This is a genomic window from Nocardia brasiliensis ATCC 700358 (assembly GCF_000250675.2).
Lineage (GTDB): Bacteria > Actinomycetota > Actinomycetes > Mycobacteriales > Mycobacteriaceae > Nocardia > Nocardia brasiliensis_B.
In genome coordinates this window covers 2,730,704-2,757,566 of sequence record NC_018681.1, presented here as the reverse complement: position 1 = coordinate 2,757,566, position 26,863 = coordinate 2,730,704, and the positions used below count along the sequence as shown (strand labels likewise).

Annotated in this window: 28 protein-coding genes; 11 read left to right on the top strand and 17 right to left on the bottom strand. The window is 68.2% G+C overall.

Going from position 1 to position 26,863, the window contains the following annotated elements; all coding sequences use genetic code 11:
• Positions 1 to 16: 16 nt before the first annotated feature.
• Positions 17 to 541, bottom strand: coding sequence for a histidine phosphatase family protein (locus O3I_RS47050; RefSeq protein ID WP_366929517.1), 525 nt, complete (start codon positions 539 to 541; stop codon positions 17 to 19).
• Between the two features lie 252 nt (positions 542 to 793).
• Here O3I_RS47050 and O3I_RS12335 point away from each other — a divergent pair, with 252 nt between their 5' ends.
• Entirely contained in the window at positions 794 to 1,270 is a 477-nt protein-coding gene (locus O3I_RS12335; protein WP_014983247.1) for a GNAT family N-acetyltransferase, read from the top strand.
• Between the two features lie 115 nt (positions 1,271 to 1,385).
• Here the strand turns inward: O3I_RS12335 and O3I_RS12330 are convergent, their stop codons facing one another.
• Together O3I_RS12330 and O3I_RS12325 are read right to left on the bottom strand one after the other, a co-directional pair.
• Positions 1,386 to 2,591, bottom strand: a complete 1,206-nt coding sequence (locus O3I_RS12330) for a serine hydrolase domain-containing protein (RefSeq protein ID WP_014983246.1) — start codon at positions 2,589 to 2,591, stop codon at positions 1,386 to 1,388.
• 241 nt (positions 2,592 to 2,832) lie between these two features.
• Positions 2,833 to 3,294, bottom strand: a complete 462-nt coding sequence (locus O3I_RS12325) for a GNAT family N-acetyltransferase (RefSeq protein ID WP_041562578.1) — start codon at positions 3,292 to 3,294, stop codon at positions 2,833 to 2,835.
• Between the two features lie 322 nt (positions 3,295 to 3,616).
• On the opposite strand from O3I_RS12325, the gene O3I_RS12320 reads away from it, so the two are divergent.
• The 3 genes from O3I_RS12320 to O3I_RS12310 all read left to right on the top strand — a co-directional run bounded on the left by O3I_RS12320 (position 3,617) and on the right by O3I_RS12310 (position 5,508).
• Complete coding sequence (locus O3I_RS12320; protein WP_014983244.1) at positions 3,617 to 4,294, top strand: VOC family protein; 678 nt, start codon at positions 3,617 to 3,619, stop codon at positions 4,292 to 4,294.
• Between the two features lie 585 nt (positions 4,295 to 4,879).
• On the top strand, positions 4,880 to 5,200 hold the full coding sequence (locus O3I_RS12315; protein ID WP_272944305.1) for a peptidyl-tRNA hydrolase: 321 nt from the start codon (positions 4,880 to 4,882) through the stop codon (positions 5,198 to 5,200).
• Between the two features lie 29 nt (positions 5,201 to 5,229).
• Complete coding sequence (locus O3I_RS12310; RefSeq protein ID WP_014983242.1) at positions 5,230 to 5,508, top strand: hypothetical protein; 279 nt, start codon at positions 5,230 to 5,232, stop codon at positions 5,506 to 5,508.
• A 346-nt stretch (positions 5,509 to 5,854) separates the two neighbouring features.
• Here the strand turns inward: O3I_RS12310 and O3I_RS12300 are convergent, their stop codons facing one another.
• The 5 genes from O3I_RS12300 to bioB form a co-directional block, all read right to left on the bottom strand.
• Complete coding sequence (locus O3I_RS12300) at positions 5,855 to 6,385, bottom strand: AAA family ATPase (RefSeq protein ID WP_014983241.1); 531 nt, start codon at positions 6,383 to 6,385, stop codon at positions 5,855 to 5,857.
• An 8-nt stretch (positions 6,386 to 6,393) separates the two neighbouring features.
• The gene (locus O3I_RS12295; RefSeq protein WP_014983240.1) at positions 6,394 to 6,927 is read right to left on the bottom strand and encodes a DUF1353 domain-containing protein; all 534 of its coding nucleotides are present in this window, start codon (positions 6,925 to 6,927) and stop codon (positions 6,394 to 6,396) included.
• A 95-nt stretch (positions 6,928 to 7,022) separates the two neighbouring features.
• Entirely contained in the window at positions 7,023 to 7,700 is a 678-nt protein-coding gene (locus O3I_RS12290; protein ID WP_014983239.1) for a DUF2567 domain-containing protein, read from the bottom strand.
• Complete coding sequence (locus O3I_RS12285) at positions 7,700 to 7,909, bottom strand: hypothetical protein (RefSeq protein ID WP_014983238.1); 210 nt, start codon at positions 7,907 to 7,909, stop codon at positions 7,700 to 7,702. Before O3I_RS12285 ends, O3I_RS12290 begins: the two co-directional genes overlap by 1 nt.
• Before the next feature lie 26 nt (positions 7,910 to 7,935).
• The gene (bioB, locus tag O3I_RS12280) at positions 7,936 to 8,976 is read right to left on the bottom strand and encodes a biotin synthase BioB (RefSeq protein ID WP_424769570.1); all 1,041 of its coding nucleotides are present in this window, start codon (positions 8,974 to 8,976) and stop codon (positions 7,936 to 7,938) included.
• Between the two features lie 192 nt (positions 8,977 to 9,168).
• Between bioB and O3I_RS12275 the strand changes: the two genes are divergently transcribed.
• Positions 9,169 to 9,753 (top strand): TetR/AcrR family transcriptional regulator C-terminal domain-containing protein, encoded by a 585-nt coding sequence (locus O3I_RS12275; RefSeq protein WP_014983236.1) that lies wholly within the window; start codon positions 9,169 to 9,171, stop codon positions 9,751 to 9,753.
• Positions 9,754 to 9,940: 187 nt separating this feature from the next.
• Here O3I_RS12275 and O3I_RS12270 read toward each other — a convergent pair whose 3' ends face one another.
• The 5 genes from O3I_RS12270 to O3I_RS12250 all read right to left on the bottom strand — a co-directional run bounded on the left by O3I_RS12270 (position 9,941) and on the right by O3I_RS12250 (position 15,203).
• Positions 9,941 to 11,290 (bottom strand): LLM class flavin-dependent oxidoreductase, encoded by a 1,350-nt coding sequence (locus tag O3I_RS12270; protein ID WP_014983235.1) that lies wholly within the window; start codon positions 11,288 to 11,290, stop codon positions 9,941 to 9,943.
• Complete coding sequence (locus tag O3I_RS12265) at positions 11,287 to 12,048, bottom strand: ABC transporter ATP-binding protein (RefSeq protein WP_014983234.1); 762 nt, start codon at positions 12,046 to 12,048, stop codon at positions 11,287 to 11,289. The genes O3I_RS12270 and O3I_RS12265 overlap by 4 nt, the downstream gene beginning before the upstream one ends.
• Positions 12,024 to 12,878 carry an ABC transporter permease gene (locus tag O3I_RS12260; protein ID WP_014983233.1) on the bottom strand — a complete coding sequence of 285 codons (855 nt, stop codon included), beginning with the start codon at positions 12,876 to 12,878 and terminating at the stop codon, positions 12,024 to 12,026. Before O3I_RS12260 ends, O3I_RS12265 begins: the two co-directional genes overlap by 25 nt.
• On the bottom strand, positions 12,878 to 13,969 hold the full coding sequence (locus O3I_RS12255; RefSeq protein ID WP_014983232.1) for an ABC transporter substrate-binding protein: 1,092 nt from the start codon (positions 13,967 to 13,969) through the stop codon (positions 12,878 to 12,880). Before O3I_RS12255 ends, O3I_RS12260 begins: the two co-directional genes overlap by 1 nt.
• Positions 13,970 to 14,033: 64 nt before the next feature.
• Positions 14,034 to 15,203: an alpha/beta fold hydrolase gene (locus tag O3I_RS12250; RefSeq protein WP_014983231.1), complete on the bottom strand. Its 1,170-nt coding sequence runs from the start codon at positions 15,201 to 15,203 to the stop codon at positions 14,034 to 14,036.
• A 227-nt stretch (positions 15,204 to 15,430) separates the two neighbouring features.
• Between O3I_RS12250 and O3I_RS12245 the strand changes: the two genes are divergently transcribed.
• The 3 genes from O3I_RS12245 to O3I_RS12235 all read left to right on the top strand — a co-directional run bounded on the left by O3I_RS12245 (position 15,431) and on the right by O3I_RS12235 (position 18,502).
• Positions 15,431 to 16,462: a FecCD family ABC transporter permease gene (locus O3I_RS12245; protein ID WP_014983230.1), complete on the top strand. Its 1,032-nt coding sequence runs from the start codon at positions 15,431 to 15,433 to the stop codon at positions 16,460 to 16,462.
• Positions 16,459 to 17,337 carry an ABC transporter ATP-binding protein gene (locus O3I_RS12240; protein WP_014983229.1) on the top strand — a complete coding sequence of 293 codons (879 nt, stop codon included), beginning with the start codon at positions 16,459 to 16,461 and terminating at the stop codon, positions 17,335 to 17,337. The genes O3I_RS12245 and O3I_RS12240 overlap by 4 nt, the downstream gene beginning before the upstream one ends.
• Positions 17,338 to 17,476: 139 nt before the next feature.
• A complete protein-coding gene (locus O3I_RS12235) occupies positions 17,477 to 18,502 on the top strand; it encodes an ABC transporter substrate-binding protein (protein WP_051066577.1) in 1,026 nt (341 codons plus the stop codon).
• 283 nt (positions 18,503 to 18,785) lie between these two features.
• On the opposite strand, the gene bioD is transcribed toward O3I_RS12235, so the two are convergent.
• The 3 genes from bioD to O3I_RS12220 all read right to left on the bottom strand — a co-directional run bounded on the left by bioD (position 18,786) and on the right by O3I_RS12220 (position 22,505).
• Positions 18,786 to 19,460 carry a dethiobiotin synthase gene (gene bioD / locus O3I_RS12230; protein WP_041562576.1) on the bottom strand — a complete coding sequence of 225 codons (675 nt, stop codon included), beginning with the start codon at positions 19,458 to 19,460 and terminating at the stop codon, positions 18,786 to 18,788.
• Between the two features lie 572 nt (positions 19,461 to 20,032).
• Positions 20,033 to 21,187 carry an 8-amino-7-oxononanoate synthase gene (locus O3I_RS12225; protein WP_014983226.1) on the bottom strand — a complete coding sequence of 385 codons (1,155 nt, stop codon included), beginning with the start codon at positions 21,185 to 21,187 and terminating at the stop codon, positions 20,033 to 20,035.
• Between the two features lie 40 nt (positions 21,188 to 21,227).
• Complete coding sequence (locus O3I_RS12220; protein ID WP_014983225.1) at positions 21,228 to 22,505, bottom strand: adenosylmethionine--8-amino-7-oxononanoate transaminase; 1,278 nt, start codon at positions 22,503 to 22,505, stop codon at positions 21,228 to 21,230.
• A 178-nt stretch (positions 22,506 to 22,683) separates the two neighbouring features.
• On the opposite strand from O3I_RS12220, the gene O3I_RS12215 reads away from it, so the two are divergent.
• Positions 22,684 to 23,628 carry a bifunctional helix-turn-helix transcriptional regulator/GNAT family N-acetyltransferase gene (locus O3I_RS12215; RefSeq protein ID WP_014983224.1) on the top strand — a complete coding sequence of 315 codons (945 nt, stop codon included), beginning with the start codon at positions 22,684 to 22,686 and terminating at the stop codon, positions 23,626 to 23,628.
• A gap of 14 nt (positions 23,629 to 23,642) precedes the next feature.
• Here O3I_RS12215 and O3I_RS12210 read toward each other — a convergent pair whose 3' ends face one another.
• Complete coding sequence (locus O3I_RS12210; protein WP_014983223.1) at positions 23,643 to 24,101, bottom strand: MarR family winged helix-turn-helix transcriptional regulator; 459 nt, start codon at positions 24,099 to 24,101, stop codon at positions 23,643 to 23,645.
• 30 nt (positions 24,102 to 24,131) lie between these two features.
• On the opposite strand from O3I_RS12210, the gene O3I_RS12205 reads away from it, so the two are divergent.
• Both O3I_RS12205 and glgX read left to right on the top strand, forming a co-directional pair.
• The gene (locus O3I_RS12205; protein WP_014983222.1) at positions 24,132 to 24,680 is read left to right on the top strand and encodes a cupin domain-containing protein; all 549 of its coding nucleotides are present in this window, start codon (positions 24,132 to 24,134) and stop codon (positions 24,678 to 24,680) included.
• A 58-nt stretch (positions 24,681 to 24,738) separates the two neighbouring features.
• Positions 24,739 to 26,859, top strand: coding sequence for a glycogen debranching protein GlgX (gene glgX / locus O3I_RS12200; RefSeq protein ID WP_041562575.1), 2,121 nt, complete (start codon positions 24,739 to 24,741; stop codon positions 26,857 to 26,859).
• Positions 26,860 to 26,863 lie beyond the last annotated feature (4 nt).

The window sequence follows — 26,863 nt, the reverse complement described above, 5'->3', positions numbered from 1 at the left end:
GGGCCCCCTAGACCACCTACGTGGGCCACGATCGACAGTGCCAGGATTGGCCGTCCCGTTCAACGAGAAACGGTACGGCGTGTGGCAGAGGTGTGCCCCAAACCCGCGCGCCGAGAGCACATAGTTGTGCCAACGTCACACTCAGGCTTGCCACGTGACCGACGAGCACAACGGACTCACCTTCGTGCGCCCGGGTGATCTGATCCAAGGCGGCAGTCATCCGGGCCAACACCTGCGATCCGGATTCACCGTCGGCAACTCGGCGCTCGAGTCGCCGGTCAACTATCCAGTGCCGCAATACCTCTGCGGTCTGGCGCCTGACGCCGAGATCGGTGGTTGCCTCCACCGCGCCGATGCCGACCTCGGCCAACTCCGGCAACGCCACGACGTCGATGCCGCGGCCCGCTAGCAGGGCCGCTGCGGTTTGTTGCGTGCGAAGCGCAGTGCTGCAATAGATACCGGAAATCGGCTCGTCAGCTAGCACGCGGGCAGCTGCGGCGGCCTGGCGGAACCCGCGTGAAGTCAACGGTGACATCGGCACTGCTCCGGCCACACCCGAGATGACATTCTCCGATTCGGCGTGACGAAGGCACCACACCCGCACGTAACCACTCACGAAGTCATCCTGCCCCGCCGATGAAGCGATTACCCCCACCCGGGGCCGCTCGGTAATAGCCGCATACCGCGCGGGCCGGGCGGTTGAGATCCGCTGCGGCTCACCCGCACATGCCGATTTCCGTGCGTCTGTTTGCTCTCTACATCCCGGTAGGGGACGCGGGCGCGGTGCTTGGTCATGATGGTCACCGTGGTAGAAATCAGCCTCCTGACCGAATCCGACCGCGCCAGTTGGGAAGTGCTGGCACGCGGTAAGGACATGTACTTCGCGGTCGAACGAAGCGACCGGGACTACGACCGTGCGTGGCGACGGCTGCGCGATGACGAACAGATACACGGGATCGCCGCCCGGCTCGACGGCAAGATGGTCGCTATCGCGCACTACCTGTTCCACGCCAGTATCTGGTACTCCGGGAAATGCTATTTGGCGGACCTGTTCGTAGACGCGGAAGCCCGGCGGCGAGGTGTGGCGACCGCAGTGATCGAGTGGGTGGCGCAGGACGCCACAGAGCACGGCTTCCCCGGCCTCTACTGGAACACCCTGGAAGACAGCCCAGCTCGCGCCCTCTACGACAACCTAGGCAAGTTTCAGCAGGGACTCATCCACTACACGTACCGGCCCGACAACAACGATCGCCGCGTGAACGCACCATAATGCCGCATTCCGGTCGTTCAGTCGTGCATAGCGCCTGTCCGACAGTTGATCTCGTGAACGTCCGCTTCTGCCGATGGTCGCGCCAATCGGAGAGGTCAGCGAAGCGCACGGAAGATCAACGGGTTGTACTGTTTCCGGTACGGCACAGGGCGTGATCGACCAGGGCCATGGCGGTGTTCTCCTGGGCGATCTGGTGGTCCTCGGTGTCCTGCAAGAGGGTGGACATGGACACCACGACGCTGCGCGTGCCGTCATCGGTGACGCCGTCTCTGGTCTTGTAGCCGGGGATGTCGCCGCCGTGCATCCAATATCTTCCACCGCAGGACAATTCGATTGAGAACAGGCCCAGGCCGTATCGGGCTCCGGGGAAGACCGATTTGACCTCGGGGTCGGTGTCGACGGTCGTCTTCATTTCGGCGAGTTGTTCGGGGTGCAGGAGTTTGCCGCCAAGCAATGCCCGGAAGAAGGTGTTGAGGTCTGCGGTGGTGGTGATCAGCGCGCCAGCGGCGGCGGCGAATACGCCGATCCGGTTGTCGGTGGTATCGACCAGTCCACCCGTGGGCCATTGTGTGTATCCGGTGGCGTGCGGGGCGGGAACCGTTACCGCGCTGCCGGGGTAGCTGGTGTGCGCGAGGCCGAGCGGGGTGATGATTCTGCGGTCGACTTCCTCGTACCACGGTGTGCCGGTAACTTTCTCGATGATCATGCCCGCCAGCAGATAGCCGGTGTTGCTGTAACTCCAGCCGCTTCCGGGGGCGAAGTTCGGCGGGCTCTGCACGGCGGCGGCCACCACCTGATCGGCCGGAGGGGGTGCGGTGAGGGCATAGCGGTGAAAATCCTCCGGGGAGGCCAGCTCGTACGGATTCGGGTACGTCAGTCCGCTGGTGTGGTTGAGCAATTGGCGCACCGTGATCTTCGTGCCGTCGTTACCGTTACCGCGCACCACGCCCGGCAACCACTTCTCGACCGTGTCATCCAGGGCGATTTCGCCCTCACCTACCAGCTGCAGCAGCACGGTGGCGGTGAATGTCTTTGTCGCGCTCGCGGTCCGGAAGTACCCCTCGCCCGAGACCGGACTCCGACTCACGGTATCGGCGACACCACTGGTCACCACCGTGCTGTTGCCGTCAGCGGCGACCAGCCTGGCCTGCACACCGGTGATACCGACGTCACGAATTGCGTCGGCATCGCGTTGCAACGTGGTCGCATCTGCCGCGGTGGCCGATGTCGTCGCGCTGGGTGCGGCGACAGGCTGGTCTGGCTGGCAGGCGGTCGTCACGAAAGCTGCGACGACCAGCATCGACCCGGCGGTGCCAAACATCTTCGATCTCAACGGATTCCCTTCGGGCAATCAGGCAGTTACAACACCACCACAGTAGGATTCCGCGCAGCCGCGCTCCATCCCGCCGACACCCGATCGCCACTACAGCCAGCGCCCCGTCCACGGTGGTGCCAGCACTACCGGCCGGTCTTGCTGCATCCAATAGGCATCCCGCGAACATCCTCATCTGCCGCTTCCGGAGCGTTTCCGAACCGCCACCGCCCGCACGCCGAATGCAGGATCAGCTGATGGCCAGGCGATAAACCTGTCGTGAACCGCCCTCCGGCCCCACTGGGGCTTCCTCGCCGGGGAGGAAGCCGTGTCTCTCGTAGAAGACTCGTGCTCCGCTGGCGACCGCGCCTGGGTGATCGGCACCGAAGGTGATCACTTCGATGCAGCCCGGCAACCGGACAAACCTCCGCGTGGCCTCGGCCAGCAATGTCGTCCCGATGTTGTTTCCGCGTTCTCGCTCCGAAACAACGAGCCAGTGCACCTGATAGCGCGGAGCATTGCCCCCGAACAGCAATCCGCCCACGATGCCGGACCCCGAATGGGCGACCAAGGCCGCGGAGCGGTGGATGTGTCTGCTCACGGCCTCATGGAAGCCGGCATCGTTCACCATGGGACCGAACCAGTGCTCGACCTGAGAAGCCAACCTCAGGAACGCCGAAAGATCCTGCTCCTGCGCAAGTCTGACGATCATTCGACCAGTTTGGCAGCAGCCGCTGTGGTCGAACATCCGCTTCTGCCGCGACCCGCGCGTTGGTCAGCCGTCCAAACCGGCTGGCCGACGGCGCTTCCCAACACGCGCTCATGCCGATGAGCGTGTGCCTCGGTCGGTCGAAGGTCAGAGTCATGCGCGCATTCCGGCATGCACAAGGGGCTCGTCGTGGACTGAGCCTGGATAGCCCGCCCCATTCGCAACACCACTATGCCGCTGGACAACGGCTCCGACTGGGCGAAACCGACTGCTGGGTAACGTGATAGAGCGACGACATGCTCACTCGAGTTGGAGGCTTGTAGCTGTGTTTCATCTGGACCACTTTGCGCTCGGGGTAAGCGATCTCGACGACGGCGTACACAGGCTGGCCGAGCAGACCGGATTCGGCAACTATGAAGGCGGGGTGTTCCCCGGTGGTGGCGTGCGCAACTGGATATTCCCGTTGGGCGCAGACATCTACCTGGAGGTGGAGAGCGCTGTCGAGGGGAGCGCCGACCCCGCGTCGTCATGGTTCAGGCGCGCAACCAGCGACGGCGCTGACCATTGGATGTTCTGGTGTCTGCGCGCAGACACCCTCGATGATCTGGAGCAGGTCGCTCGGCGGCTGGGCAGCGAGGTCAAGGTTGTCCCAGGGCGGACGGAGCCGGACGGCACACAACGGGTGGTCACCAGCACGCCCGTCGGGCAGGCAGTTCGGCGGGCTCGGCAGCAGGGCCTGCCGAACTGGTACTACCGGGACGATCCAGACAACAACCCCGCCCGCCGCGCGGTTGTCGGTGAGCGAATCGCGGCCGGGGTGGCCTGGTTGGAAGTGTCCGGTGACCCCGACCAGTTCCGCAGCCACATCGGCACGGAGACCTTCGACCACTTACCGCTGCGGTTCGTGCCCGGTGAACCGGGGCTGCACGCGGTCGCGGTGCGTACCAGCGGTGGCGAGGAGATCGTGATCCGACGCACCCCAGCTGGGCAGGACATGTTCTGACCGCGGCGGAATCTGTTCAGTCGCGATATCCGACTGTTCGGAGCGAGTCCCTTCACGGATGGCCGTACATCCGACGGGCACAGCAAGGGACAGCCACGCCACACGGAGCCCGAGATCCATTCGGTCAGCAACGGCCCTCAAAGCTGGGAACGTCAGTCACGCCACCGACCGCGACTTCGCGAACGTCCTCTTCTGCCGCTTACGGTGCACGGCGACGGAGCAACAGTGGTCCGGTCGGCCGCTGTGGGTGGAGAGCTTCGGATCCCCGCGTCGCCAATTTCATCGGGATCTGGCAGTTTCCGCTTCCGCCCAAACACCTTCCCGGCGGCCGGATTCAGGGCGGGGAAAAGCGGAAATTCCTTGTCTAGGCCCCCGACAGGAGACCGTGCACCGCGAGTCTCGGGAAGTAGCGCGCAGACGCCAGGCCGGTTCGGCATGCCGGCTCCGAACGCGCGCGATTGTCGCTGCGCGCGTTCGGGCTTCCTTGTGGCACAACCGATCTCGCATGCACACTGGCCTCGTATACCTTGCTGGGTTATCGTTGATCTCGTGCCCCACTATTAGGTTCCTCTCCGCCGCCTCTACCTGGTAACCCGTGCCGATCTGGCAGCTGGGATGCAGGTCGCGCAGGCGGCACACGCCGCGCTTGATTTTGCTGTCGCGCATCCCGATGTAGTTGTCGGCTGGCACGCCACCTCCAACGTGTTGGTGGTGCTCACTGCACCGGACGAGCTGTCTCTGGGTTGGCTGTGCACCGATGCCGCTGCGGCCGGCCACCGGCTGGTCAGGGTCCACGAGCCCGATCTCGACGGTGCACTGACGGCCGCCGCGTTCGAACCGGCCGCCCGTCGGCTGGTTGCCCACCTCCCTCTCGCCTTCGCCGAACGAGAGGAGGTGAGAACATGACTATCTCCATCGACACTTAGCTGAGCGACTTGCGCGCCCAACTCGTCGAGCTCGCCGCCGAGCGGGACGCGCTGCGCGCCCAACTCGCCGGGGACCTGCCCACAGCCACACGCTGGCTGCAGCGCAAGGTTTGGCGGCAGGCCGCCGCCCTCGACGTACTGAACCGCCGCGTCGTCACACAACGGTTCGTGCTGCGGACGCTCGACGAGCTCGGGCGATCCCTGACTGCCGAGGAGTACCGAGCCGCCAGGGCCGGGATCGCGAACACCGATCTGCGGGACCGGATCGACGATCCGGACGCACCCTGATCGGTCATCACGGGGTGGCCGACAGCGCGGACGTTGCCAGCCACCCCATCAGCCCCAGAAGCTCGACGGCCGAGCAGCCGCCTCTAAAGCGGCCATAAACGGGTTCGACTCCCGCCTGGGGCACCCCCGGCCAACTGCGGCCCAACGCACACTCGAGCCGCTGATCGCGCGGCCAGCACAACGCTGATGCCCTGCGGCGCAGAACATCCACTTCTGCCGCCGAGCGTGCGACATGCTCGGATCGACGTGGAGTTGACCACAGCGCAGGCAGGCGCTCGGGTTGGCAGCTTGTTTCGTACGACCTTGGGCGAGAACCGAGTTCGTGGTCAGTGCAGTCGGCTGAGCACTATCGGTTGATGAAGGCGACCACCTCGTCGAGCGACGGGTCGTAGCCGGCAGCGGTGTCGACCTCGAGGCAGGGCACGTCCAGGGCGACCCGGTCGAACGGCCTGCCGACCGGCACTGCCGACCCGGGCGCCGAATGCGCGCGACGGAGCCGATTCTCGTTCCGGCGCTGCCGGATTCGCTCGGCAGCGATCTCGGGCGCGGCCACACAGTGCACGACGCGCAGCTGCGCCAGACCCAGCAGCGGGGTCAAGCCCGGCCGCCACAGCCGGTCTTGGAAAGCGGCCTCCGCCACCGTCGTGACTCCGGCACGCAGGAGCAGTTCCAGCGTCTCGAAGAACACCGACAACGTCCGTAGGTCGAGTGAATTATCCACCCCGGCAACGAATCCCGGGGTGGCGTGCACCATCCCCTCTTTGATCTCGTCGCGGCACACGGCCGGGCAGCCGAGCCGCCGCGCCAAACTGTGCGCGAGGGTGGTCTTGCCGACGCCCGGCGGTCCACTGACCACCACCAGTGTGGGCAGGCTCATGCGCACGGTCAGGCGGTCTTCATCTGCGGTTCGGGCGGTGGCGCGGCGGTGCGGGTGAAGACGCGGGAGACGGCCCAGCAGAACAACTCCACGAACCAGAACAGCACCAGGAACAGCTGCACGACGATGACCGGAACCGCCAGGAACAGCACGGACGGGACGGCGATCAGCACCCAGATCGCGACGGCGCCGAAGCTCGCGCCGCGCAGGCCGCTGGCCAAACGCACTGCCGCCCACATCATCCAGCGGCGCGGCACCGCCACGTTCATCTCGCGCAGGCAGCGGCGGAACAGACCGTCGGCGTCGGCGACGCTCACCGCCCCGGTACTGCGCAGGAAGTCGTGCAGGATGGCCGCGCGGGTGTAGGCGCCGTAGCGGGGCACCAGCCACACCAGCGCCCGCGGCACCGACGCGAAATCGGTGCGGAACCCGGCCGGAATCACGAATTCCTGCGAATCACCTTGATACACGAGCGGTTCGACCACCCGCCAGAACTGCGCGTCGAGCTCCTCGACGACCAGCCCGCTACCGACGAACGCCACAACCCGTTCCTCTCCGAACGCACAGCGTGTCCCCCAATTCTAGGAGCCTGCGGTAGATCTGAGCTGTCGGCCGGGCAACGGTTCGGACAACACCGTCAGTGGCTTGGCCGGGTCTGCGGCGGTGATCCGGAACCGGCCTCTCCGGCGGGCTCGTAACCACCGTAGGGCACGGCCGGCCCACCCGCCGGGTACGACGCGTCGCCCGCGGGATAAGTCGGGGCGCCGAACGACCCGAGCGGCGCTGTCGCACGGGCGGGACCGGTTCCGGTGCCCAGATCTTCCGACGGACTCAGCGCCGCACAGAACAGCACGATGAGCGAGGCGACCAGCGGCTGCACGATCAGCGCCAGCCAACTGCCCATCTCGCTGGGCAGCTCGACGATCTGCCCGATCGGCGGATCATGCGGCCGCGGATGAGCCCATTCGGCGACCTGCTCGCCGAGCTTCGCCATCACGACGGCCCCGACGAGCGAGCCGACCAGCAGCCCGATCTGCAGCAGCGGGCCGCGCAGCACGCGCCGGCGCCAGGCCGCGATCGCGGTGAGCAGACCGGTGACCGCGCCGAAGCAGACGAACATCGCGACCGCGTCGAACTGATGCGCACTCTCCCCGGTCAGCACGGCGCCACGGCCCTGCTCCACCACGAACAGCTGCTCGGTCGGCGCGACCATGCCCCACAGCACCCCGACGAGCGCACTGGCCAGCACCACGAGCAGCGCGATCGCGGCGGCGCCGCGCACCTCGTGCGGCGCGGCGGCCGGCGTGCCCGGCACTAGCGCAGTTCCAGACTGGCGGCGTCGATCACACCGTGCCGGGAGCATTTTGCCCACCAGCCGTCCGGACTCACCTGCACGATCATCCGGCGACCGCACTGCACACAGAACCGCGGCGGTTCCAGACCCAGTGCGGCGGCCGCGGGCACGGCGTCGTCGAGACCGGGCACGATCCGTTTGCCGGTGAACGGGTTGTAGCGCTCGTCCATGGGCATGACACTACTCATGGGCCGGGTCAGAGGGTTTCGTTGAGCGCCTTGATCGGCATCTTCAACTCGCCCAGCAGATCCAGATCCGCCTCGGCGGGCCGGCCGAGGGTGGTCAGGTAGTTGCCGACGATGACGGCGTTGATGCCGCCGAGGATGCCCTGCTTGGCGCCGAGGTCGCCGAGGGTGATCTCGCGACCGCCCGCGAAACGAAGGATGGTGCGCGGCAAGGCGAGCCGGAACGCGGCGACCGCGCGCAGCGCGTCCGCCGCGGGCAGCACCTCGAGCTCGCCGAAGGGGGTGCCGGGGCGCGGGTTGAGGAAGTTCAGCGGGACCTCGTCCGGTTCCAGTTCGGCCAGGTTCGCCGCGAATTCCGCACGCTGCTCCAGGGTTTCGCCCATACCGAGGATGCCGCCGCAGCACACCTCCATGCCCGCCGCGCGCACCATGCGCAGGGTGTCCCAGCGTTCTTCCCAGGTGTGCGTGGTGACCACGTTCGGGAAGTAGGAGCGCGAGGTCTCCAGGTTGTGGTTGTAGCGGTGCACGCCCATCGCGGCGAGCTGGTCGACCTGTTCCTGGGTGAGCATGCCCAGCGAGCAGGCGACCTGGATGTCGACCTCGTTGCGGATCGCTTCGACGCCCGCGGCGACCTGCGCCATCAGGCGCGCGTCCGGGCCACGCACCGCGGCCACGATGCAGAATTCGGTGGCGCCGGTCTTGGCGGTCTGCTTGGCGGCTTCGACGAGGCTCGGGATATCGAGCCAGGCGGCCCGCACCGGCGACTGGAACAGGCCGGACTGGGAGCAGAAGTGGCAGTCCTCGGGGCAGCCACCGGTCTTCAGGCTGATGATGCCCTCGACCTCGACCTCCGGGCCGCACCACTTCATCCGCACGTCGTGGGCCAGGGCGAGCAGCTCCTCGAGCTGATCGTCGCCGAGGCGAAGCACCTCGAGGGTCTGCTCCTGGGTGAGCCCGACACCGCGGTCGAGCACCTGTGCACGAGCGACGGACAGGATCGCGCCCGGAGCCGACAGGGCGGGCGAAGACGTATCAACTGGGGCCTGGGTCACTGCACGAATCCCTTCGTCCGGCCGAGGTGGCCGTGCAACTTGAACGGCGTTCAGGTTAGGGTAGTGCGGGCAGTGAGTCAAAACACTGCGGCACCCGAGGCGTGACTCGGACGCGGCGGCACAACCGAGCGTCCCGAGGCGGTAGCGTGCGTGCACAGACAGGTACTGCCATGGATAGACGGAGGAAATCGGGTGCAGTTGCACAGAGCGGACGTGGTCGACGGCGCCATCGCGATTCTCGACCAGTACGGCCTCGCCGATCTGACCATGCGCAGGCTGGCCGGCTCGCTCCAGGTGCAGCCCGGCGCACTGTACTGGCACTTCCCGAACAAGCAGGCGCTGCTCGGCGCGGTCGCGGACAAGATCCTCGCGCCGATGGACGATCCGATCGTCGCGACCGAATGGTCCGGCCAGGTCATCGAATTGGCGCACCGGCTGCGCGACTGTCTGCTCGCCTACCGGGACGGCGCCGAATTGGTCTCGGCCACTTACGCTTCCCGGCTCACCACGAGCAAAGGCCGGGAACGCATGGTGAGCGCCGCCATTCGAGCGGGCATGCCTCGCTCCGAGGCCGAGCTCAGCTCCTTCACACTGCTGTACTACGTGCTCGGCCAGACCGTCGACGAACAGTCCAGAATGCAGATGGATTCCGCGGGCGCACTACCCGAGGACGACACCCCGCTCGACGAGATCCCGGATCCCACAGCGCGTTTCGACTTCGGCCTGCAACTGTTCGTCGCGGGCGTGCGACACCTGCTCGGCACCCGCGTCCGCTGATTCACCGCACGGACAGAACGTAGCGCGTCGACCGCACCGGCCGAAACTCCCTGAGCCCGCTTCACCCCTACTCGGGATCCCGCAGAATTCCGCTGCACGACAGCAGGATCGGGCACGCGCCTGACCGGCGTGCTCACCGGGCACGCGCGGACCGGCGGACTCACCAGGCGAGCGCGGGGTGGCGGACTCACCCGGCGAGCGCGGGGCGGCGGGCGAAGCGGCTTTCGGGGCGGGGCAGGCCGAAATGGTCGCGCAGCGTGGTGCCGCTGTACTCGGTGCGGAAGAGGCCGCGTTCCTGCAGGATCGGGACGACGGTCGCGGCGAACAGCTCTAGGCCGCCCGGGTAGTACGGCGGCATCACGTTGAAACCGTCTGCGGCACCGCTGCGGAACCACTCCTCGATGGTGTCGGCGACCTGTTCCGGCGTACCCGCGAACACCCGGTGCCCGCGCGCACCGGCGAGCCGGTGCAGCAGACCGCGCACGGTCGGCCGCTCGCGTTGCACGATGCCGGCGACGACCTGCAGTCTGCTTCGGCCGTTGTCGGTGACATCGCCCGCGTCGTCGAACAGGTCGACCGGGATGTCGCCGTCCAGCGGCAGGTGCCGCAGACTCTTGCCGACGATGTTCTCCAGTTGGCTCAGACCGTATTCCGGGACGGTCAGCTCGTTGAACTCGCGTTCGAGCCGCTTGGCCGCCGCCTCGGTATCGCCGATGAACGGGCTGATCCCGGGCAGAATCTTGACCTGTTCCGGAGCGCGCCCGAAACCTGCGGCCTGGGCCTTGATGTCGGCGTAGAAGGCTTGCGCGTCCGCCAGCCGCTGATGGGCGGTGAAGATCGCCTCCGCGTATTTGCCCGCGAACGAACGCCCTTCGTTGGAGGCTCCGGCTTGAACCAGTACCGGGTAACCCTGCGGCGTGCGCGGTGCGTTGAACGGCCCACGCACCCGCAGGTATTCGCCGACGAAGTCGATGGGGTGGATCTTGGCGGGATCGGCGTACCGCCCGCCGGCCTGGTCCAGCACGATGGCGTCGTCTTCCCAGCTGTCCCACAGCGCGACCACCACGTCCACGAATTCCCTTGCCCGCGCGTAGCGTTCGGCGTGACCCGGGTGTTCGGCCAAACCGAAGTTGGCGGCGGCGAGATCGGTGCCGGTGGTGACGATGTTCCAGCCCGCCCGGCCACCGGAGATGTGGTCGAGCGTGGAGAACAGCCGGGCCAGGTTGTACGGCTCGTAATAGGTCGTCGACGCGGTCGCGATCAACCCGAGATGTGTTGTCGCCGTGGCGATCGCGGTGAGCAGCGTGATCGGCTCCAGGCCGGAGCCCGCGTTGTGCTCGACGTTGGTGCGCAGCGCCGGGCCGTCGGCGAAGAACACCGCGTCCAGCTTCGCGGCCTCGGCCGTGCGGCCGATCTCCTGGTAGTAGGCGGCGTCGTAGATCCGGTGCGGCTGACTGTCGGGATGCCGCCACGCCGCCTCGTGATGGCCGGACGGGTAGATGAACGCGTTCAGGCTGAGCTGACGGGGAGTACTCATGAGGCTTGCTTCTCTTCCGCGTGCGGGGCCGGCTGACCGGCGGGACCGACGCCCAGGCTGGCCAGCAGCAGGGACCGGTAGTGGTTGAAGGACGGATCACTGTGATGGCGGGGACGTTCCAGATCGATGTGCTGGTCCACCGCGATACTGCCGTCGTCGAGCACCAGCACCCGGTCGGCGAGCAGCACGGCCTCGTCGACATCGTGGGTGACCAGCAGCACGGCGGGCTTGTGCCGGGCGCACAGGTCCTGCAGCAGCGCGTGCATCTTGATCCGGGTGAGCGCGTCGAGCGCGCCGAACGGTTCGTCGGCCAGCAGCAACTCCGGTTCCCGGACCAGCGACCGCGCCAACGCGACGCGCTGCTGCTCGCCCCCGGAAAGCTCCCTGGGCCAGGCCTTTTCGCGACCCGCCAGGCCGACCTCGGCGAGCGCCGCACGGCCGCGTTCGGCCGCGCCGCTGCCGGTCAAGCCGAGAATCACGTTGTCGAGCACCCGCGCCCACGGCAGCAGCCGCGAGTCCTGGAACACCACGGCCCGTTCGGCGGGCACAGTCAGCTCGCCCGAACCCGGCACGTCGTAATCCAATTCGGCGAGCGCCCGCAGCAGGGTGCTCTTGCCGGAGCCGCTGCGACCCAGCAGGGCGACGAATTCGCCGCGCGCGATATCGATGTCGAGGTCGCGCAGCACGACGCGCTCGCCGAAGCCGCGGCGCAGCTCCCGGGTGCGCACGACGCTCAGTCGCCCAGTGCCGATCGCCATGACAGCGCCTTCCTTTCCACCGCGCGGACCGCGAGATCGCCGAAAAGCCCCAGCAGGCCGTAGATCACGAGGCCGACCACGATCACGTCGATCTGCCCGTAGGTGCGGGCCTGGGTCATCAGGTAGCCGATGCCACTGGTCGCGTTGACCTGTTCCACCACCACCAGGGCCAGCCACGCGATGGTGACCGCGAGCCGCAGCCCGATGAAGAAGCCGGGCAGCGATCCGGGCAGCGCGACGCGGCGGATGAAGCCCCAGCGCGAAAGTCGCACGGTCTGCGCGAGTTCCACGTATCCGGCGTCGACGCTGCGCAGGTAGGCGTGGGTGTTGAGGTAGATCGGGATGGCCACGCTGGTCGTGATGACGATCAACTTCATCTCTTCGCCGATGCCGAACCAGACGATGAACAGCGGAATCAACGCCAAGGTCGGGATCGCCCGCTTGATCTGAATGGGGCCGTCCACCAAGGCTTCCCCGATCCGGCTGAGTCCCGCGATCAAGGCCAGGATCAGGCCGGCGAGCACGCCGATGACCAGTCCGATCCCGGCTCGCTGCACCGAGGTCAGCAGATTCGACTGCAAGCGGCCGTCCGCGGCCAGATCGCCCGCGGTCCGGGCGACCACCCACGGCGCGGGCAGCGTCTCCGGATCCAGTGCGCCGGAGGCGGATCCGAGCACCCAGGCCGCGATCAGCAGCGCGGGGCCGAGGGCGACGCCGAACGGAATCGGCCGTCCCGGACCGAGCCTGCGCCGGGCCGTTTTACGTTCGGCGAGCGCCGCGGCCGGTGCACGGCCGCGCCTGCCGAGTACTCCTGCGTCCAGTGTCGCCATCAGCGTTCCTTCGGTGCGTGGGCGGCGCCGCTGGCGCTGACCGCCTCGGTGATCGCGGCGTCGAAGCGCAGGTCGAAACCCTTGGCGGCCTGCACCTTCTTCGGCAGCTCGCCCGCCTTGTCGATGGCGTCGATGGTGGCCTGCTGCCGGTCGACGAGCTGCTGGTTCAGCTGCGGGAAGGTGAGAATGCCGAGCGAATCGACGATGCGCTTCGCGTCGTCGGCGCTCACCTTCTGGTTTTCGATGTAGTACTTGCGCGCCCATTCGTCCTGGTGCGTGTTGGTCCACTGGTAGGCACGGATGTAGGCGCCCACCAGGGCACGTGTCGCGGCCGCCTTGGCCGGGTCCTGCACCACCGCGCGGCGCGCGTAGAGGTAGGCGAGGCCGCCGTAGATGCCTTCGGTCTCGCTGTCCGGAATGAGGCTCGCACCCGGAGTGCGCAGCAGCCGAGTGACATTGGGCTCGATCAGCGGGGCGACGTCCACCTGACCGGTCCGCACCGCGTCGAGGAACTCGGCGAGTTGCAACCGGACCAGTTGCACGTCAGCGGGTTTCAGCCCGGCTTTGTCCAGTGCCCGCAACACCGCGGCCTGCTGCGCGGTGCCTTCGGCGTAGGCGATCTTCTTGCCTTTGAGATCGGCCAGCTCAGTGATCTGCTTGCCCGGCGCCACCGCGAGTTTCAATGCGGTACTGCTGGTTTGGTAGGCGGCCACGATCGGCACGTCTTGGCCCGCGGCCAAGGCGTGGATCGGCGGGACGTCGCCGACCGGCGCGATATCGGCCGCCTCGGCGCGGAACGCCTCCAAGATCGCAGGGCCGCCGATGAAGTTGGCGAACTCCACCTTGAACGGCAGCTTGTCCAGCTCGCCGGACACCCGCAGCGCGGTCTGCAACCGCTCCTGCTGGTCGGCGACCACGATGGTGGTGCCGGCCGGAACCTCTACGGGTAGCGGCGTATCGGCGACGGGATCGACCGGCTTGTCGTTGTTCGAGCAGCCGGTGAGTCCGAGGGTCGCAACGGTTGCCACGGCGAGCAATGCGGCGGTGGTGCGGCCATGGCGGCCGAACAGGGACGTGCGTGGTCGGTACATACTCGGATTCAAACAAGACAAAACCGGCCCGAACACCGTTTGTCTCAGGCTGGTTCGAACTGACTCAGCGCGGTGCGGCCGAGCTGATCGTCGTGCGCACCTGCTGCTGGTAGCGCTGGATGAAGGGCACGATCTGCTGCTCGATCACCGTGTTGTACTCCACCGGACGCTGCATCGGGTTGGCGTGCCCGGTGTTTCGCGCCTGCACCACCGAGAGGGTGCCGTCGACCCCGCCGGCCTGCTCGATCAGCACCCGGTGCGAGTACTCGACATCGACCACCCGGTCCCGGCTCGCGTCCCGCGGGCGAATGAAAACGACAGCGGGACGGGCCTTTCCGTCCACCGGCGCGGCCAGGGCACGCAGATCGTTCGTCGCACCGCCCGCGACGATCGCGGTGAACTGCGACTCGATCAAACCGTTGCTCGCCGCGTTGCGGGAGAAGATCTTCTCCCGCAGCACCTCGTCGAGCACGTTACGCAGCTGGGCGAAGCGGATGCCCGGCGGCGTGCCGCCTCCGCCGTGCGAGACGAAACGGTCCCGCCGCGCATAGGTTTCCACCGCCAGGCGCAGCAGCCTGCTCTCGCGCGCACCGGGCAGCCAGCGCATCCAGCGCACCATGTCCTCGCCGCGACCGCGGCTCTCCGGGCGGACCGCGTTCAGGTCCACCGGCGTGCAGTCCAGGAGCACCCCCACCAGCCTGCGATCGCTGTCGAGGTGGATGTGCTTGGCCACCTCCAGCGCGATCACCCCGCCCATGCTGTGCCCGACCAGCACGACGTTCTTCAACCCGGACAGCTCGGCGGCGCGCACGATCAGCTCGGCGATGACCTTGGTGTCGATACCTTCGTTGTCGTAGCGGATCGCCCACACCATGCCCATCCGGCGCAGCGAGGGCAGTGCCGCGGCGGTCGCGCTGGCGTCCACGTTGCCGAGACCGACCATGTCCACCACCACGGTGTCCCAGTCGCGCGGGTCGGCCGGTGCCGCGACGGGCAGGATCGCGGGGTCGGTGCGTGCCAGCCGCGCCGCTTCCGGTTGCACATCGAAGGTCAGATATTGCGCATAGCAGATGAGTACGGCGACGAGCAGTACGAGCACCCGCACCATGGCCGACTTGGTCCGGCGCAACGACTTCCACTCGTGCCACAGGTTCGTTTCCCGCAGCCGGGCTCTGCGTCGCGCGTCGTCCCAGTCCGCGACAGTGGACGGGTGCCGGTCTTCGAACGGCGACATCTTCCCCACTGTAGGTAACGGAACCGCGCCGTCGCCATCTCCTGCGCAGCCCCGCGCGAGTGTTAACCCGACCGACCGGTAGAGTTCTCCCGTCCTACCTGGCAGGTGCGGGAAACCGGTGCGAATCCGGTACGGTCGCGCCACTGTGATCGCCACCACGGCGAGAGTCAGACCTCCCCTGCCGCGCAACTCTGGAGAGGCCGCGACTTGCCTGTGGAGCAACGCCGATGATCCGTGCCCGCACGGCGATCGTGCTGCCCGTACTCGGGGCGCTACTCGCCTGCGCCATGCTCGTCGCCACCGGTTTCGGTGCGGAGAACCTGCCGGTCTCCTCGGTGATCGAGGTGCTGCGGCACCGGCTCACCGGACAGCCGCCCACCGATTTCGGACTGGACACCATCGTGTGGCAGCTGCGCGTACCGCGCACCGTGCTCGCCGCGATCGTCGGGGCCGGCCTCGCACTGGCCGGGACCGCGATGCAGACGCTGGTGCGCAATCCGCTCGCCGACCCGTACCTGCTCGGCGTGTCCTCGGGTGCGGGAGTCGGCGCGGCCGCGGTCATCACCTCGGGGTTGTTCGCCGGGGCGGGCGTGTGGGCACTCTCCGGCGGCGCGCTGGTCGGTGCGTTCATCGCGGCGGCGCTGGTCTTCCTGATCGCCGTGGCGCAGGGCGGGCTCACGCCGCTGCGTCTGGTGCTCACCGGCACCGTCCTCGGCTCCGCCTTCGCCGCGCTGAGCAGCTACCTGATCTTCCGGCGGCCCGACCCGGCCGCCGCCCAATCCGTGCTGTTCTGGTTGCTCGGCAGTCTCGCCGGAGCCGACTGGACGCGAATCGCGTTGCCGCTCAGTGTCGTCGCCCTCGCGGGCGTCGTGCTACTGGCCATCGGCGGCTGGCTGGACGCGCTGACCGTCGGCGCCGATACCGCCGCGTCACTGGGCGTTCCGGTGAAGGAACTCCGCATCGGATTGTTCGTGTTGCTCGCGGTGCTGGTCGGCGTGCTCGTCGCGGTCTCCGGCGGCATCGGCTTCGTCGGCCTGGTCGTGCCGCACGCCACCCGCCTGCTGGTCGGTCCGCGCCACCGCAGCCTGCTGCCCGCGTGCGCCCTCTGCGGCGCCCTGTTCCTCGTCATCGCCGACGCCTTCACCCGCATCGTCGTGCGCCCCACCGAAATCCCCGTCGGCGTCCTCACCGGACTGATCGGCGCCCCCGCCTTCCTCATCCTCATGGGCCGCCGCCGCTACCGCTTCGGTGAATCGTGAACCGGCGCAACCGAGTTACGGACGCGCCCGACTCGGTCCGGCGCGACGATACCGGCGCGGACCCGGGCGGATTCGCGCAACGAGCCGAGCGTGCCCAAAGCGGCGGGGTCCTGGTGGCCGAGGGGCTGGCTTGTGCGGCGGGGCGGCGGACGGTGGTGTCCGACGTGAGTTTCACGGTGCGGGCCGGAGAGACGATCGGGATCGTCGGGCCGAACGGGACCGGTAAAACAACCCTGCTGCAGGTGCTCGCGGGAGTACGGAAGCCGGTGCGTGGGCGGGTGCTCGTGGACGGCCAAGTGCTGCAGGGGTTGTCGGCACGGCAGCGGGCGCGGACCGTGGCGTCGGTGGCGCAGGACGAACGACCGCCCGCCGACCTGCGCGCCGGTGAGGTGGTCGCGCTCGGCCGGACCCCGTATCTGCCGCCGTGGGGCGCCGGGTCACCGCGCGAACAGCAGGTGATCGAAAAAGCTTTGGCCACCGTCGATCTGGCCGGGTTCGCCGACCGTCCGGTGCACCACCTCTCCGGCGGCGAACGCCAGCGGGTGCTGCTGGCGCGGGCACTGGTGCAGGACACCCCGGTGCTGCTGCTGGACGAGCCGACCAACCATCTGGACATCACCCACCGGCTGGAACTCTTGGCGCTGGCCCGCACCTTGCACCGCACCGTCGTCATGGCGCTGCACGACCTCACGCTGGCCGATCGCTACTGCGACCGAATCCTGGTGCTGCACAACGGCACCGCGCATCCGCTCGCACCACCCGCGACCGCGCTGGCCCCCGACGTCGTCGAAGCCGTCTTCGCAGTGCAAGCCCTGCGGGTTCCGCACCCGACCACCGGCCACCCGCACCTGCTCATCACCCCGCGCGTGCCATGACCGGTACGCGGATCCGAATGGTCGAGCGGTGCGGAGACGCCCTATCCGGATGGCCTGCAACGCATCGGATCCGGTCGCGGGGGATCTGGTGGCGCGGGCAATGCTTTCGACATGTCGGCAATCAACGAAAGGTAGATCGATGAGACACGGGATGCGCCTGCTGGTGGCGGTGGCCTTGGCCGCCGCGGTGGCCGGATGTAGTGCCGAGAAATCGGCGGGCGGGGACCTGACCGTGCGGAATTGCGATGTGGACGTGCGCTTTCCGACGCCGGCCCAGCGGTTGTTCGTCAACGACGGCAACCTGATCTCGATGGTGCTGGCGCTGGGCGCGCAAGACCAGACCGTCGCGGTGTCGAGTGTGCAGCGCGATGCCGATACGCTGCGCAGGCACTACGGTCCCGTTGTCGATCAGCTGAAATCCGTTGCGCCGGAGTATCCGTCCCGGGAAACGGTGCTGGCGCAGGGCCCCGACGTGATGGTGGCCGGCTGGAGCTACGGGTACGACGAGGCGAAGAACCTCACCCCGGATTCTTTGCAGAAGGCCGGTATCGCGGCCTACACGCTCACCGAGAGCTGCCGCCAGCGCAACGGCGAGAGGCCGCGCGGCATCGTCGAGCCGTGGACGGCGCTGCGCACCGATCTCACCAACCTCGGTGCGATCACCGGACGCACCGAGCGCGCCGCCGAGGTCACCGCGGACCTGGACCAGCGCCTCACCGCGTTGCATGCCGCACCGCAGGCGGAACGCAAACCGACCATCTTCCTGTTCGACAGCGCCACCGACTCGCTCATGTCGAGCGGCAGTTTCGGTGCGCCCCAAGCGATCCTGGACGCCGCGGGCGGACGCAACGTGCTCAGCGATGTGCCTGACACCTGGACGCGGGTGTCCTGGGAACGGCTCGCCGCCGCCGACCCCGACGCCATCATGTTCGTCGACTACCCGCCACAGACCTTCGCGCAGAAACTGGACGCGCTGCGCAGCAAGCCCGGGATCAATCAGCTCCGCGCCGTCACCGAGGGCCGCTTCCTCAATCTCCCCTACGCCATGTGGACCAGCGGGCCGCTCAACATCGACGCCGCCGAACAGATCCGCAAACAACTCGAGCGCTGGAACCTGGTCCCCGCCTCCACCATCGAGCCCCGCGCCGACGACGCCATCCGCTGAGTATGCGCTCCCCGCGCCGGCGCGAGGCGTCGCACCCGGTGCGAGGCGTCCCCAGTGCGAGCCGCCGCTTCCGATGCGCGCCCCCTCCGGTGCGGGCCGCCACCTCCGGCCCGAGGCAGCACCGGTGCTTCGAGGTGCGGAGCCCGTTGATCCTCGGGTCGCCAACCGGGGACGCGGTCTCGAGTTCGCGCACCCCTGCTGAGTCTTCGCACCTGTTCTGGGTCTTCGCACCCGCTGTGGCACGGCACAGCGGGTGCGGGAAAGCAGAAGGGGTGCGCGAGGTTCAGGTGAACGGCGACCAGGACGGGGCGAACCAGGACGGGGCCGCGCTGGTGAAGCTCACGCGTGGCCAGGAGCCTGCGCCTGCGGGGATCGCGCCGACCAGGTCGACGCCGGTGAGGCGCGGCAGGTCGACCCGGTTGCACTGCATGGCGAGGTCGGGTTCGGTGGGCCAGGAACCGATCACCACGCCCGCGCAGCGCACGCCCGCGGCGTGCAGTGCGCGAGTGGTCAATTCGGTGTGATTCAGGGTGCCGAGTCCGGCCGCGGACACCACCAGCACCGGGGCGGCGAGCTTTTCGGCCAGGTCGAGCAGGGTGAAGTCACCGAGCCGCACCAGCAGCCCGCCCGCGCCCTCCACCAGCACCAGGTCCGCGTCACCGAGTTCGGCTATGCCCGCGACGGTTTCGGCCAGCGTCAGCTCCGGCAGTCCGGCGCGGCGGGCCGCGGTATCCGGTGCCAGTGGATCGGGATACCGGGCGAATTCGGCGGTCCGCGTGACACCGCTGAGCCGTTCGATGGCCGCCAGATCCCCGGGTTCGCCCGGCGCCACCCCGGTCTGCCCCGGCTTACACACCGCCACCGACTTCCCTTGCGCCAGCGCCATCGCCGCGACCGCCGCCGTCACCACCGTCTTACCCACATCCGTAGACGTCCCGGTGATCAACAAAACACCCACAACCACACCTCACTCTCGAATAGACGATCCTGCTCACCCCACGCCCTCCCCCGACTCCCCGCACCCCTTCCGTGTTCGCGCACCCGCTCCCGCATGCCAAAGCGGGTGCGACAACACAGAAAGGGTGCGGAAAATGCACCACACCCGGCACACCGGCGACTGCCGCCGCCGATACACGGGCGAGCTCGTCCGCAACCCGTTCCACTCCACGCTTGCTCGTACCCCCAAGCTGTTCGGCCCCTGAGGACGCGCCGCCGCTCGCACACCCCGATGCCCACACCACCCTCTGACATCCGCACCCCTTCCGTGTTCACGCACCCGCTCCCGCATGCCAGAGCGAGTGCGACAACACAGAAAGGGTGCGGAAAATGCACCACACCCGGCACACCTCGTTCCGCCCCACGCTTGCTCGTGCCCCGCATGCTGTCCGCCCCGAGGACTCGCCGCCGCTCGCGCACTCCTTCTGTTCTCCTGCACCCGCTTTCGTGGGGCAGAGCGGGTGCAGGAAGACGAAAGGGATGCGGGAATTGTGCGCCCGCCGCACGCCCGGAGCCTTCGGGCACTGCCCGGGTTCAGGTATGTACCATTTCCGGGGCGCGGGCTTCGGCCAGTACCGGGCCGAGAATTGTTGCGATGGCGGTGATCTCGGCGGGGGTGAGGTTGGCGCGGGCGGTGAGGCGGAGGCGGGAGGTGCCCTCCGGGACCGAGGGCGGACGGAAGCATCCGACGTCTAGGCCGCGGGCCTGGCATTGCTGGGCCGCGTCGAAGGCGACCTGAGCCTTGCCGAGTACCACTGAGACGACCGCTGATTCGGGGGTGGGTACCCCCGTGATGCGAGCGATGTCGGCGGCGCGCTCGAGCACGCGGGCAGCCAGGTCCGGTTCGCGGCGCAGCACGCGGAGGGCGGCGTGGGCCGCGCCGACGGCGGCGGGAGCCAGTCCGGTGTCGAAGATGAAGGTGCGGGCCGCGTCGACGAGGTGGGCGCGGACCCGTTCGGCGGCGAGGACGACACCACCTTGCGCGGCAAGGGCTTTCGACAGGGTCGCGGTGATCACCAGATCCGGCTGACCGGCCAGCCCCAGCTCGTGCACCAGACCGCGCCCGCCGGCACCGCGCACCCCGAGCCCGTGCGCCTCGTCCACGACCAGCACCGCACCACGCGCCCGGGTGACCCGGTGCAACTCGACCAGCGGCGCGAGGTCACCGTCAGCGCTGAACACCGAATCGGTGAGTACCAGCGCTCGCTCCTCGGTGCGCTCGGCCAGCAGCCGGTCGACCGCCTCGACATCGCGGTGTCCGGCGACCGCCACCCGCGCCCGCGACAATCGGCACGCGTCCACCAGCGACGCGTGGCTGCCCGCGTCCGAAACGACAAGTGCCCCACGGCCTGCCAGCGCGGTGACCACACCGAGGTTGGCGGCGTAACCGGAGGCGAACACGAGTCCTGCTTCGGCGCCGACGAATTCGGCCAAGTCGGCTTCCAGTTCCGCGTGCGCGGCGGTGGTGCCGGTGACGAGCCGGGAGCCGGTGGCCCCGGCGCCCCAGCGCCGCACCGCGTCGATCGCCCCCTCGATCACCTCGGGATGGCGCACCAACCCCAGGTAGTCGTTCGAGGCGAGGTCGATCGACGGCGTCCGCGCCGCCCGCGGTCGCAACTCCCGGCGCAACCCCGCGGCCACCCGCGCCGCGGCGCGCTCGTCCAACCAGCTCAACGGATCGATAGTCACAGCTCCGCAGCATACTTGAACGCCGTTCAAGTCGCACCCCTCAGCTCCCCTGCGCCTCGACCGCCGCCCGCATCCCCGCGGTGATCGTCGCGACCTCTTCGGTCGTGCTGATGAACGGCGGCATCGTGTAGATCAGGTTGCGGAAGGGACGCAACCACGCGCCGGCGGCGACCGCGGCGTCGGTCGCGGTGCGCATGTCCACCGGACGGTCCAGTTCGATCACGCCGATCGCGCCGAGCACGCGCACGTCTACGACGCCGGGGAGTTCACGCACCGGGGCGAGGCCGGTTTCGAGTTCGGCCGCGATCCGCGCCACTTCCCCGCGCCAGTCTCGCGTGCGCAGCAGTTCGATCGAGGCGACCGCGACGGCGCACGCCAGCGGATTACCCATGAAGGTGGGTCCGTGCATCAGTCCGCCGTGCCCGGCACTGATCGTCTCGGCGATCTGCGACGTGCACAGCGCGGCGGCCAGCGTGAGGTACCCGCCGGTCAGCGATTTGCCGACGCACAGCACGTCCGGGCTCACGCCGACCTGGTCGGCCGCGAAAAGTGCTCCGGTACGGCCGAATCCGGTCGCGATCTCGTCGAAGACGAGCAGCACCCCGTGTTCGTCGCACAGCCTGCGCAGCTCGGTCAGATACCGCGGGTGATGCCAGCGCATACCGCCCGCGCCCTGCACGATGGGTTCCACGATGACCGCCGCGAGTTCGCCGGCGTGCGTGCTGATCATCCGCGCCAGCTCCGCCACGTATGCGCGTTCGTAGTCGCGCGGCGGCAGCGGCGCGAAAAGTTGATCGACGAGCACGTCGGTCCACAGCGCGTGCATGCCGCCCGCCGGGTCGCACACGCTCATCGGGGTGAAGGTGTCCCCGTGGTACCCGCCGCGCCAGGTCAGCAGCCGCCGCTTCGCGGGCATATCTTGACTGCGCCAATATTGCAGGCACATCTTGACCGCGACCTCGACCGACACCGAGCCGGAATCGCAGAGGAACACCTTGTCCAGTCCGGCGGGGGTGATCTCGACGAGCAGTTCCGCCAGGCGTGCGGCCGGTTCGTGGGTGAGCCCGCCGAACATGACGTGGCTCATCCGCTGCGACTGGGCGACGAGCGCGGCGTCGAGCACGGGGTGCCGGTAGCCGTGGATGACGGCCCACCACGAACTCATCCCGTCGACCAGTACCCGGCCGTCGGCCAGCGTCAGCCGGGCGCCGGCCGCTTCGGCCACCACCAGCGGTTCAGTGGTGGCCGGAAATCCGCCGTAGGGGTGCCAGACATGTTTGGCGTCGATGGCGGTGATCTCGTCAGGTGTCAGTGCCACAGGAATCCTCGCGGTCGCGACTGCCCGGCCTCACGCACGGGCTTGAACGGCGTTCAAGTTACCACCCGAGCTGCGCCGGAATCGCCCACGACGGCATTTTCCGGCGCCACCAGCCTGTGCGGCGTATTCTTTGACTCAGTCAATGATCGACTTGACGTCACCGAGGAACGGAGCCGTCGTGACCACCGTCGCCGCCACCGATATCGCCGCAGTCCGGGAGTTCAACCGCCGCTACACCCGAGTCATCGGTGTGCTCCGGGAAGGGTTGCTGGACAGCGAGTATTCGCTGACCGAGGTGCGAATCCTGTTCGAGCTGGCCAACTCCGGGATCACCGAGGTGGTAACCCTGCGGCAGACACTGGATCTCGACGCCGGATACCTCAGCCGCATCCTGACCCGTTTCGAACGCGAGGGCCTGGTGCTGCGCAACCGTTCCGACAGCGACGGCCGTCGCCAGGAGGTGCGGCTGACCGCCAAGGGCAAGGAGATCTTCGCCGTGCTCGATCAACGCTCCAGCGACGAGATCGGCTACCTGCTCAACGCCAAACCGCCCGCCACCCGCGCCCGGCTGGTCACCGCGATGCGAACCATCCAGCAGATCCTCGATCATCCGGCCAATGCCGCCGCCGCGCCGCCGTTCACCCTTCGGCCGCCCGCGCCGGGCGATTTCGGTTGGGTGATCGAGCGGCACGCCCGGCTCTACACCGACGAATACGGTTGGGACGGAACGTATGAGGAGCTGATCGTCCGCATCGTCGCCGACTACCTGCGCGCGCACGACGAGCAGCGCGAACGCGCCTGGATCGCCGAATCCGGCGGCGAGCCGGTCGGCAGCGTCTTCTGTGTCGCCGAGAACGAGACCACCGCGCGGCTGCGCCTGCTGCTCGTCGAGCCCACCGCCCGCGGCCTCGGCGTCGGCTCGGCGCTGGTCGAGGAATGCCTGCGCTTCGCGACCGCGGCCGGCTACCGCGAGATCGTGCTGTGGACCAACGACGTGCTCACCGCGGCCCGGCACATCTATCAGCGCGCGGGTTTCGAACTCGCCGAGGAGAGCCCGCATCACAGCTGGGGCGCCGACTTGATCGGCCAAACCTGGCGCCGATCACTCGGTCCCGCGCACTGAGCGGAACACCCGAATCATTCGGCAAGATCGGCGAATTCGGCGTCCAGCGCATCCCGCGCCGCAGCCAGCGCCCGACGCAACTCCGCCGACCGGCGCGCGCCGAGCCGGTCGGCGAGCGTGTGTTCGATCCGCCGAATCTGCTGTGCCGCAATGCCGAGCGCCGTCTCGCCGGCCGCGGTGAGCACCACGAGCCGGGCGCGCCGATCAACCGGATCGACCCGCCGCTCGACCAGCCCGCAGCGCTCGAGATGAATCACCAACTCCCCCATCGACTGTTGCGTCATCCCGGCCGCCTCGGCCAGGGTCGTGATCCGGGACCCCGCCGGGTCGAGGTGGCGGAACACCACATAGTGCGCGGGCCGGAGCCGGTCGTCGAGGCGCGCACGCAGCTCCCGATTGAGTGCGTGCTCGTAGGCGGTGGTGGCTCGACTCAGCAGTTTCAGCAGGGTGGCGTTCGCATCGGCAGTTGACACATTACGAAGGTTACCTTTATATCTTGAAGGATGCGAGACAGTACGACCCTCACCTTCCGCAACGGGCACCGCGTCACGTTCGTCGCGGAGGGCACCGACGAACATGGCCCCTACCTGCGGCTGCGCCACACACTGCCGCAGGCCGGACGCCAGGCCGGTCCGCATTGGCACCCGGTCCTCACCGAGCAGTGGACCATCCGGCAAGGCCGCAACCGGTACCGCATCGACGGGGTCGAGGTGATCGCCAATCCCGGCGACACGGTGACAGCACCAGCCGGCACCGTGCACGAGTTCTGGAGCGAGACCGCCGACACCGTGTTCGACCACGAGATCCGGCCGCCCCTGCGGCACTGGGAGATGTTCCAGCTCTGGCACAACCTGGACATCGCGGGCAAAACAACCGGCGGCCGGGTGCCGCGTGACCCGCTCGCGCTGGCATTGCTGTGGGATTACCAAGACGGCTACCTGGCCGGCCTGCCTGCGTGGGCGCAACGCGCGGTGCTGGGCGGACTGGCTCGGCTGGCGGTTCGATTCGGCTACCGGCGGCGCTGGTTGCCCGCCTCCGTCCACGCCCGCTGAGCGCCAGGTCCCAACCACCCGCAGCACCCGAATCACCGCTGCCGCTAGTGTCGTTCCTATGGCTCAGCCCGACGCAGCGTCCGGTGACGCGACACCACTCGGTGTGTGGCCCGGCACCGCCTACCCACTGGGCGCGACCTATGACGGCGCGGGCACCAACTTCTCGGTGTTCTCGGAGGTTGCCGACGCCGTCGAGTTGAGCTTGATCGCCCGCGACGGCACCGAGTCACGCGTACCGCTCGACGAGGTCGACGGCTATGTGTGGCATGCCTACCTGCCTGCCGTCGGGCCGGGTCAGCGCTACGGATTCCGCGTGCACGGTCCCTACGATCCGGAGAACGGCCTGCGCTGCGATCCGAGCAAACTGCTGCTCGACCCGTACGGCAAGGCGTTCGACGGCACGTTCGACGACCACCCCTCGCTGTACACGCACGGGCTCGATTCGCTCGGCCACACCATGGCGGGCGTGGTGATCAACCCGTACTTCGACTGGGGCACCGACCGCGCGCCGAACCGGCCGTACCACGAGACGGTGATCTACGAGGCCCACGTCAAAGGCATGACCGCGACGCATCCCGACGTCCCGGAAGAGTTGCGCGGCACCTACTCCGGCATCGCGCACCCGGCGATCATCGAGCACCTGAAAGGCTTGGGCGTCACCGCGATCGAGCTGATGCCGGTGCACCAGTTCCTGCAGGATCGGGTGCTGCTGCACCAGGGCCTTCGAAACTACTGGGGCTACAACAGTTTCGGCTACCTCGCCCCGCACAACGAGTACGCCGCGATCAAGCGCGCCGACTCGGCGGTGACCGAGTTCAAGGCGATGGTGCGCGCGCTGCACGCCGAGGGCATCGAGGTGATCCTCGACGTGGTGTACAACCACACCGCCGAGGGCAACCACCTCGGCCCGACCATCGGCTTCCGCGGCATCGACAACGCCGCGTACTACCGGCTCGTCGACGACGACCCGTCGCTCTACATGGATTACACCGGCACCGGCAACAGCCTGAACGTGCGCCACCCGCACACCCTGCAGCTGATCATGGACTCCCTGCGCTACTGGATCCTGGACATGCACGTCGACGGCTTCCGCTTCGACCTGGCCGCGACCCTGGCACGCGAGCTGCACGATGTCGACCGGCTGTCCACGTTCTTCGATCTGGTGCAACAGGATCCGGTGGTGAGCCAGGTAAAGCTGATCGCCGAACCGTGGGACGTCGGCGAGGGCGGATACCAGGTCGGCAACTTTCCCGGGCTGTGGACCGAATGGAACGGCAAGTACCGCGACACGGTGCGCGACTACTGGCGCGGCGAGCCGGCGACGTTGGGCGAGTTCGCTTCCCGGCTCACCGGCTCCTCCGACCTGTACGAGGCCACCGGCCGCCGGCCCAGCGCGAGCATCAACTTCGTCACCGCGCACGACGGTTTCACGCTGCGAGACCTGGTGTCCTACAACGAGAAACACAACGAGGCGAACGGCGAGGACAACCGCGACGGCGAGAGCTGGAACCGATCCTGGAACTGCGGCGTCGAAGGCCCCACCGACGACCCGGACATTCTCGCGTTGCGCGCCAGGCAGAGCCGCAATCTGCTGGCCACGCTGGTGCTCAGCCAGGGCGTGCCGATGCTCGCGCACGGTGACGAGATGGGCCGCACCCAGCACGGCAACAACAACGTGTACTGCCAGGACTCCCCGCTCGCCTGGATGGATTGGTCACTGCTGCAGCAGAATTCGGACCTGCTCGAATTCACCCGCAACGTGATCGCGTTGCGCACCGAGCACCCCATCTTCCGGCGCCGCCGCTTCCTCGACGGTAGGCCGGTGCGCTCGCGCGATCACGCGCGCGACGTCGCCTGGTTCACCCCGGAGGGGTCGGAGATGACCACCGCGGACTGGGACAGCGGCTTCGGCAAATCGCTGACCGTGTTCCTCAACGGCAGGGGCATCCACGAGCCGGACCCGCGCGGGGAACGCATCACCGACGACTCGTTCCTGCTGTGCTTCAACGCCCACGACGAAGCGATGGATTTCACCTTGCCGAACTCGGACTACGGCATGTCCTGGACGGTCGCGCTGGACTGCGCGACGCCGACCGGTATCGCCGATGCGCACTACCCGGCGGCGGCCACGGTCGCCGTCGAATCCCGCTGTCTGCTCGTGCTGCGGCACGCGGGATGACCCC

Excerpts from the sequence above, each read along its gene's own strand:
- O3I_RS12335 (WP_014983247.1), top strand. The coding sequence starts at position 794 with ATGATGGTCACCGTGGTAGAAATCAGCCTCCTGACCGAATCCGACCGC.
- O3I_RS12330 (WP_014983246.1), bottom strand. The coding sequence starts at position 2,591 with ATGTTTGGCACCGCCGGGTCGATGCTGGTCGTCGCAGCTTTCGTGACG.
- O3I_RS12325 (WP_041562578.1), bottom strand. The coding sequence starts at position 3,294 with ATGATCGTCAGACTTGCGCAGGAGCAGGATCTTTCGGCGTTCCTGAGG.
- O3I_RS12300 (WP_014983241.1), bottom strand. The coding sequence starts at position 6,385 with ATGAGCCTGCCCACACTGGTGGTGGTCAGTGGACCGCCGGGCGTCGGC.
- O3I_RS12285 (WP_014983238.1), bottom strand. The coding sequence starts at position 7,909 with ATGGACGAGCGCTACAACCCGTTCACCGGCAAACGGATCGTGCCCGGT.
- O3I_RS12270 (WP_014983235.1), bottom strand. The coding sequence starts at position 11,290 with ATGAGTACTCCCCGTCAGCTCAGCCTGAACGCGTTCATCTACCCGTCC.
- O3I_RS12265 (WP_014983234.1), bottom strand. The coding sequence starts at position 12,048 with ATGGCGATCGGCACTGGGCGACTGAGCGTCGTGCGCACCCGGGAGCTG.
- O3I_RS12260 (WP_014983233.1), bottom strand. The coding sequence starts at position 12,878 with ATGGCGACACTGGACGCAGGAGTACTCGGCAGGCGCGGCCGTGCACCG.
- O3I_RS12255 (WP_014983232.1), bottom strand. The coding sequence starts at position 13,969 with ATGTACCGACCACGCACGTCCCTGTTCGGCCGCCATGGCCGCACCACC.
- O3I_RS12250 (WP_014983231.1), bottom strand. The coding sequence starts at position 15,203 with ATGTCGCCGTTCGAAGACCGGCACCCGTCCACTGTCGCGGACTGGGAC.
- O3I_RS12245 (WP_014983230.1), top strand. The coding sequence starts at position 15,431 with ATGATCCGTGCCCGCACGGCGATCGTGCTGCCCGTACTCGGGGCGCTA.
- O3I_RS12235 (WP_051066577.1), top strand. The coding sequence starts at position 17,477 with ATGAGACACGGGATGCGCCTGCTGGTGGCGGTGGCCTTGGCCGCCGCG.
- O3I_RS12205 (WP_014983222.1), top strand. The coding sequence starts at position 24,132 with ATGCGAGACAGTACGACCCTCACCTTCCGCAACGGGCACCGCGTCACG.
- glgX (WP_041562575.1), top strand. The coding sequence starts at position 24,739 with ATGGCTCAGCCCGACGCAGCGTCCGGTGACGCGACACCACTCGGTGTG.